A 6,992-nucleotide genomic window follows, 5' to 3' on the forward strand; every position below is an offset into this window, starting at 1 on the left:
CCGTCGGACGATTGCCGGACGGTTGCCGGGTAATTGCATGTTGTGCTTGCCGGTTGACCGTCGGCTGACCGCAACACGCGGAGTGCGGAATTGCGTTTTTCCGCACTCCGTACTAGTATTCTGAGAGTTGCCTTGCAGAGCAGGGTGACATCCAAGGGGCTGTAGCTCAGTTGGTAGAGCGCTTCGTTCGCATCGAAGAGGTCGCGGTTTCGACTACCGTCAGCTCCACTAAGCCCGCTGCATTCATTCCACCGCAGCGGGCTTTTTCTTTTGCTTTCTTTTTTTACTTTTCTTTCAATTCCTTGCGATTCCGTTTTCGAACATCGCACGCAGGCCTTGCACACCCAAAACCGCGTTAAACACCAGTTAACGGGGTCATTTTCGCATTTTTGACGATTTTGACCCCGTTAAAACCTGTTTTTCTGCATTTTTACCGCCCTAAACCACCCCTAATAGGCCTTTTACGTCAAAAAATACGATAAACCACCGTTTTAACGGGGTCATTTCCGCGTTTTCGACAATTTTGGCCCCGTTACACCTTATGGAGTTTCTGCAGGGCGACGGGGATATCGAGTTCTGATGGCCGCGTCGAGTTTTCTCTATTGCGGCCATTGCGATTAGCGCGATCAGACGCTCAGGCCGCGTTGCGACGGCGCACGTAGGCGTCGAGGGTGGCGGCGGTGATGCCGTCGTAGCCGTTAATCGAAGCGAACTGCGGACCGTCGGAATTGTCGATGCGCATGAAGCCAGTCTGGCCGAGCGTGGTCGCGCCGGACGCGACGGCCGAGCGCAGGCCGGACATGGAATCCTCGATCGCAATGCAATAGCGCATGTCTTCCGGCGCGATGCCGAGCTTGCGGCCGGCAGAGAGATACGGTGCTGGCGACGGCTTCTTCTCGACGTCGTCATCGCCGCACACGTAGCCGGCGAACGTGCCTGCCGGCGCCTGGGCGATCAGGTTTTCCGCCAAATGGCGGGGAGACGTGGTGACGAGCATGGACGGGATGCCGGCTTCCTTCAGCGACAGCAGCACGTCCTCGACGCCGTCGATCCACGGAATGCGCTCGAATTCCTTCCGTGCCACGTAGTCGATCATGCCTTTGCCGATTTCCTCAATCGACAGTTTGCAACCGTGCTCGACCATACGGCGAGCCACATCCGGCACCGGCGTGCCGGAGCCCTGCCAGGCGAGCTCCTCATCCCAATATCCGCCGTTTTCAGCGGCAATCCTCATCTCACCCTCGTGCCAGTACGGCTCGGAATCAATCAACGTGCCATCCATGTCCCAGAACACGGCTTTGAGCATCGGTTCCGGGGAAGTCTGTGAGTTCCGGACGTTCGGCTCGTTCATAGCGGTCTCCTTGCGATAATGTTCCAACGGCCAGCCGGGCGCAATCATCGGCCCGCAACCGTCAACTGCAACCATTCCAGCAGAGCGGCGCGACGGAAACGCCCGCAAGCCGGCTGAGGACGGACGCAGGACACAGCGGGGCGCCAGCCAAATCCCGTCCGGCGTCATCGCGCGCCCCTCACGGAACAGACCGCCACAACACAAACCGCCACAACACAAAAACGTCTGGATGAATGCTCATCCAGACGTTCACAACCAATTCAAGCTTGGAACAGCGCCGCAGCCGCGACATGCACCGCAGCCAACCCCCTTAGACTACAGTACGCGCCACACTGCGGGAATCGTCCAAAACTTATTCCTGGTTATCCTGCTGCTGCTCAGCCTGCGGGGCCTTTTCAGCTTCCTCAGCCTTCTCGGCCTTCCAGCGGGCGATGCAACGCTCGACACGCTTGTATCCGATGATCTTCGGATCCAAGCCAGCCTCACGGAAAATCGCTGCAGGCGAACCACCTTCGGCATACCTGCGCATGCAATCGTCACGGAATTCCTTGGAGTAGCAAATACGATACTGGGTGACCGATTCGACGGCATCCAGAGACCCGAGATATTTACGGGTCTTCGCGGTGAACGCAACTCTTGGCACTGTACGCTCCTAACCTTTCTGTATCCACCGCACACCTCTCCCGCTTCTCCACGAGACGGGGTAGCCATATTCCATCGAAGCCCCAATATAGACCGGAAGAAATACAGTCCTCAATGCGGATATGTAACATTATTTACTACAACTACGACATAATTGCAGTCGACAATGCTCACCATCTTCAACTATATAACAGCGGACGGCTTTTTTGCATAAAAAAGGCTATTTTCAATCATTTTTGCAACCGATTTTCAGCTTTTTCAGAAAACTAATCATCAGCTGCAGGAGCGTTTCATTCTTGAAACAGTGTTCGGCCGGCTTCGGGCCAACATCAGATTGACTTCGGACCGGTCGAAACAAGGGGGTTAGTCGACACCCCAAATCACCACGGACGTGGAATTGGAACCGCTTCCCTCCCCCGCATGCACGGGCGCATCCACGGATTGCGCCGACTCACGCGACGGAAGCTGGCGCATGCGGGTCCGGATCTGCCTGCGCCACATGCGCGCGCGACGGGACTGCTCTATCTCCACGATTCCGCCGTCCGCGTCCGCCGCGAACACGCTGGAACCGGCTGGCTTGCGGAGCCGCTCCACCTGCCGGCGAAGCTCACGGTTCTCCTCCTCAAGCTCGAGGATGCGCGTGATTCCAGCCAGGTTGACGCCGTCCTCCTGACTGAGCTGCTGGGCCTGCGCAAGACGGGAGATGTCACGCAGCGAATAGCGGCGCGCGCCGCCTTCCGTACGTTGCGGCACGACCAAGCCAAGCCGATCGTACTGGCGCAACGTCTGCGGATGCACGTTGGCAAGCTCGCCGGCGGCGCCGACGGAGAATACCGGCAATTCGATGTCGAAGCCGACTTCATCGGCGCCGTCCAGGTCGGCACGGCCGGCCACGATCGCCATGGCGCACATTTCGTACAGCTGCTTAGCCTGCCGTGCGGCGCGCGCCTGCGAGGCATGCGAGGTCCGCGATGAGCGTGCCATGACGGTCAGCGCTCCCGCGCGAGCTCGTCGGCGAAGTCGCCGCAAGCCTTGTCGAATTCCTTGGCCGCATGCTTGGCGACGAGGTTGGGGCGTTCCGGAACGTGGATTTCCACACGGCCGACCAAATCGCCGTTCTCATGCGGATTGACCACGCCCTTGCCCGAAATGCGCACTTCCGTGCCGCTGGACGAGCCGGCAGGCACTTTGAAGACGATTTCGTCGCCGTCGATGTCCGTGGCGGTCACTTTCGCACCGTTCACGGCCTGGCCGACGGTGATCGGCAGAGGCATGACGATGTCACGGCCGCGCAACGTGAATTTCGGATCTTCGGCGACGGTGATATGCAGATACAGATCACCGTTCTTGCCGCCATTGCTGCCCGGCTTGCCTTTGCCGGCGAGACGGATCTTCTGCCCGTCATGCACTCCGGCCGGAATATGCGTCTTGAACTTCTTGCCGCCCGCGGACAGCGACACGGTGGCTCCCTTGACCGCCTGGCGGAAGGTCAGACGAATCTTGGAATTCCGGTCCTCACCGTCTTCCGGACGTGGCTGCTCGTATCCGGCGCTCTGCCTCTCATACTGGCGTCCGCCGGCGCCCGGGCCTCCGGCACCGCCGCCGAACATCGAAAAGATGTCATCGAAGTTCGGATTGCCGCCGCCGCTGGTCTGGAAGCGGATGCGCGACCCGTTGCCGCCCATGCCGGCGCCGCCGCCGAACATCGAACCGAAGATGTCGGAGAACGCGCCCGCGTCGAAGCCGCCTTGGCCGGAGCCTCCGGCGAAGCGCGCGCCGCCCATGCCGAACTGGCGGATAGCGTCATACTTCTGACGGTTCTCCTTGTTGCTCAGCACGTCGTATGCCTCGGAGATGTCCTTGAACTTCTCCTCGGCCTCCTTGGTCTTGTTCAGGTCGGGATGATATTTGCGAGCCAGCTTGCGGTACGCTTTGGTGATTTCGGCTTCGGTGGCGTCTTTGGAGACACCAAGGACCTTGTAGAAATCCTTGCTCAGCCATTCATTCTCAGCCATGATGTGCCTCCTTTCGTGAGGTCTTCATGAAGTCTGCAGAGTCTTTCGTAAAGTCTCTTCAATGTGTTGGATAGTGGATAGTCGTGGTAGTCGTGGATAGTCGAAGGCCCCTCGTTTCAGAGGGGCCCGGCTATGGCCACGCGGGCTTCACGTGGAAGCTCACGTGGCAGAAAGTGCGGAATTCGGTCTTTACTTCATTCTGCGTTCAGTCGCTCAGCTTTGCGGGGAAGCCACGACCACGCGGGCCGCGCGGATCACGCGGTCGCCGATGCGGTAGCCGGCTTCCACCACGGTGTCGACGGTTTCCTTCTCGGCGTTCGGATCCGGCTTGTGCAGGATCGCGTCGTGCTTGGTCGGGTCGAAGTCCTCGCCCTTTTCGCCGAACTTCTCGACGCCGAACTTCTCGAACGCCTTGTCGATCTTGTTGGCCACGGCCTTGAACGAATCGTCCATCTCGCTGTGCTCGCGGATGCGGTCAATGTCGTCCAGCGCCGGAAGCAGCGCGGTCAGCACGTCGATGATGCCATGCTGGCGGAAGCGTTCCTGCTCCTTCTGCGCGCGATTACGGAAGTTGATGAACTCCGCGCGTTCGCGCTGCAGCGCCTCCAGATATTCGGCGGCCTCCTTCTTGGCCTGGCCAAGCGGGGTCAGCGTGTTGTCGGACTTGTCGGCTCCGTCGGCTTTGCCATCGGCCTTACCGTCGGACTTGGCGTCGGCCGAAGCATCGCCATTGTCCTGCGATTTCGCGGCATCGGCGGCAGGGGTTTCCTGCGCGGGGGCGGAGTCGCCGGCGGGGGCATTGCTGCCCTTGTCGGCGGAAGCAGCTGCCTTGGCGGCCTGCCCGGACAGGTCATCCATGTCGGGCAGGTCGTTCAGGTACTCGTCCTTGTTGAAGTCGGACATGATTACTTGTTGTCCTTGTCGTCATCGTCCACGACTTCGGCGTCGACCACGTCGTCGTCGGAGCCATTGGAGGCGTTGGAGGCGGAACCGGCGGCACCCGCGCCGGCAGCACCGGCCGCTTCGGCGGCGCCCTGCTGGGCGTAGAGGGCCTGGCCGATCTTCTGGGCGGAGGTCATCAGCTCGCTCTGGGCGGTCTTGATCTTCTCGATGTCCTCACCCTTCAGGGCTTCCTTGAGCTCGTTGACCTTGTCGGTGACTTCCTTGGCCACATCGTCGGAGAGCTTGTCCTTGTTGTCATTGACGAGCTTCTCGGTCTGGTAGGCGAAGGATTCGGCCTGGTTGCGGGTCTCGGCGTCCTCCTTGCGCTTCTTGTCCTCGGCCTCGTGGGCTTCGGCTTCCTTGACCATGCGGTCGATCTCGTCCTTCGGCAGGCCGGAACCACCGGTGATGGTCATGGACTGTTCCTTGCCGGTGCCCTTGTCCTTGGCGGACACGTGCACGATGCCGTTGGCGTCGATGTCGAAGGTGACCTCGATCTGCGGGACGCCACGCGGAGCCGGAGCGATGCCGGTCAGTTCGAAGGTGCCCAGCGGCTTGTTGTCGCGAGCGAACTCACGTTCGCCCTGGTAGACCTGAATCGGCACGGACGGCTGGTTGTCCTCGGCGGTGGAGAACACTTCGGAACGCTTGGTCGGGATGGCGGTGTTGCGCTCGATGAGCTTGGTCATGATGCCACCCTTGGTTTCGATGCCGAGGGACAGTGGGGTCACGTCGATCAGCAGGACATCCTTGCGGTCGCCCTTGATGACGCCGGACTGCACGGCTGCGCCGACAGCCACGACTTCATCCGGGTTCACGGACTGGTTGGCTTCCTTACCGCCGGTGAGCTCCTTGACGAGCTCCTTGACGGCCGGCATACGGGTGGAGCCACCGACGAGGACCACGTGGTCGATGTCGGAGACGCCGATGCCCGCGTCGCGCAGCACGTTGTTGAACGGGGTGCGGCAGCGGCCCAGCAGATCGGAGGTCATTTCCTCGAAGTGCGCACGGGTCAGGGTCTCGTCCAGATGCACCGGGGTGCCGTCAGGGGTCATGGCCAGGTACTGCATGGAGATGGAGGTGCTGGTGGAGCTGGACAGTTCCTTCTTGGCCTGCTCGGCGGCTTCCTTCAGACGCTGCAGGGCGATCTTGTCCTTGCTCAGGTCAACGCCGTACTTGTTCTTGACTTCGCTGACGAGCCAATCGATGATCTTCTGATCCCAATCGTCGCCGCCCAGGTGGTTGTCGCCGTTGGTGGCCTGCACCTGAATGGTGGAGAAGCCGTCATCATCCTTGCCGATTTCCAGCAGGGACACATCGAAGGTGCCGCCGCCGAGGTCGAAGACCAGGATGCGCTCGTCTTCCTTGCCCTTCTCGAGGCCGTAGGCCAGTGCGGCTGCGGTCGGTTCGTTGATGATACGCAGGACGTTCAGGCCTGCGATGGTGCCGGCGTCCTTGGTGGCCTGGCGCTGGGCATCGTTGAAGTATGCCGGGCAGGTGATCACGGCGTCGGTGACCGGCTCGCCGAGGTAGGCCTCGGCATCGCGCTTAAGCTTCATCAGGACCTGCGCGGAGATCTCCTGCGGGGTCCACTTCTTGCCGTCGATCTCGACGGTCCAGTCGGTGCCCATGTGGCGCTTGACGGAGCTGATGGTGCGGTCCACGTTGGTGACGGCCTGGCGCTTGGCGACCTCGCCGACCAGAATCTCACCGGACTTGCTGAATGCCACGACGGACGGCGTGGTGCGAGCGCCCTCGGCGTTCACGATAACGGTGGGCTGGCCACCTTCAAGCGTTGCGATGCAGGAATTGGTAGTACCCAGATCGATGCCAACTGCGCGTCCCATAACTTTGACTCCTTACATATAAGTTCCGTCGGCTGCGGCGGAACGTTGTTCTCGTTCTACGGTTTCCCGCTCACGTTTCTTTCGGATCTCTCGACCCGTTCCAAAACTTGAGCCTACACCACTCAACTTTAATTCGCAAGTTATTATTCCCGAAATCGCAAAAAATCTTGAGCGCACCCCACTCAACTTTTCAAA

General features: G+C 60.4%; 7 protein-coding genes and 1 tRNA gene. 1 reads left to right on the plus strand and 7 read right to left on the minus strand.

The window, feature by feature from the left end; translation table 11 throughout:
- Positions 1-155 precede the first annotated feature (155 nt).
- Positions 156-228 (plus strand) — tRNA-Ala (locus ACR0P8_RS08050).
- Between the two features lie 406 nt (positions 229-634).
- Here ACR0P8_RS08050 and ACR0P8_RS08055 read toward each other — a convergent pair.
- The 7 genes from ACR0P8_RS08055 to ACR0P8_RS08085 form a co-directional block, all read right to left on the minus strand.
- On the minus strand, positions 635-1,306 hold the full coding sequence (locus ACR0P8_RS08055; RefSeq protein ID WP_432624592.1) for an HAD family hydrolase: 672 nt from the start codon (positions 1,304-1,306) through the stop codon (positions 635-637).
- Between the two features lie 397 nt (positions 1,307-1,703).
- Positions 1,704-1,994: a hypothetical protein gene (locus ACR0P8_RS08060; protein ID WP_432624587.1), complete on the minus strand. Its 291-nt coding sequence runs from the start codon at positions 1,992-1,994 to the stop codon at positions 1,704-1,706.
- Positions 1,995-2,356: 362 nt separating this feature from the next.
- Positions 2,357-2,977: a heat shock protein transcriptional repressor HspR gene (locus tag ACR0P8_RS08065; RefSeq protein ID WP_432624593.1), complete on the minus strand. Its 621-nt coding sequence runs from the start codon at positions 2,975-2,977 to the stop codon at positions 2,357-2,359.
- A 5-nt stretch (positions 2,978-2,982) separates the two neighbouring features.
- A complete protein-coding gene (locus ACR0P8_RS08070; protein ID WP_432624588.1) occupies positions 2,983-4,008 on the minus strand; it encodes a DnaJ C-terminal domain-containing protein in 1,026 nt (341 codons plus the stop codon).
- Positions 4,009-4,221: 213 nt separating this feature from the next.
- A complete protein-coding gene (grpE, locus tag ACR0P8_RS08075) occupies positions 4,222-4,911 on the minus strand; it encodes a nucleotide exchange factor GrpE (protein ID WP_432624589.1) in 690 nt (229 codons plus the stop codon).
- 2 nt (positions 4,912-4,913) lie between these two features.
- Positions 4,914-6,797, minus strand: a complete 1,884-nt coding sequence (gene dnaK / locus ACR0P8_RS08080) for a molecular chaperone DnaK (protein ID WP_432624590.1) — start codon at positions 6,795-6,797, stop codon at positions 4,914-4,916.
- Positions 6,798-6,809: 12 nt separating this feature from the next.
- Positions 6,810-6,992 (minus strand): hypothetical protein (locus tag ACR0P8_RS08085; protein ID WP_432624591.1); only part of this gene is annotated, 183 nt, incomplete at its 5' end.

This window comes from Bifidobacterium sp. (assembly GCF_050874245.1).
Lineage (GTDB): Bacteria > Actinomycetota > Actinomycetes > Actinomycetales > Bifidobacteriaceae > Bifidobacterium.